Origin of the sequence: Aeromonas sp. PrichA-15 (genome assembly GCF_017939245.1) — a bacterium.
Lineage (GTDB): Bacteria > Pseudomonadota > Gammaproteobacteria > Enterobacterales > Aeromonadaceae > Aeromonas > Aeromonas caviae.
The window spans coordinates 1-395 of the sequence record NZ_JAGKRH010000258.1 but is presented as its reverse complement, the minus strand read 5'-3'; the positions used below and the strand labels follow the sequence as shown (position 1 = coordinate 395).

The 395-nt window shown below is 59.5% G+C and carries 1 pseudogene; it reads left to right on the top strand.

The features are described 5' to 3' along the window. Positions 1-395, top strand: a pseudogene (locus J9889_RS20660) (IS21 family transposase); the annotation flags it as partial.

Genomic DNA, 395 nt, shown 5'->3' with positions numbered 1-395 from the left:
CTGATCCCCGACAACCTCAAGAGCGGTGTCAGCAAGGCTTGCCGATACGATCCCGAGCTCAACCCCAGCTACCAGCAGTTGGCCGAGCACTATCAGGTGGCGGTGATGCCAGCTCGCCCTTACAAGCCTAAGGACAAAGCCAAGGCCGAGGTGGGTGTGCAGATCGTCGAGCGCTGGATCCTGGCTCGCCTACGCCATCAGACCTTCTTCTCGCTTGCCGAGCTAAACCAGTGCATCCGGGCTTTGTTGAATGAGCTCAACGAGCGCCCGTTCAAGCAGCTGCCCGGTAACCGACGCGAGGCGTTTGAGCAGTTGGACCGCCCGGCACTGGGGTCACTACCGGTGCATCCCTATCGCTATGTCGCCATCAAAACGGTCAAGGTCAACATCGACTA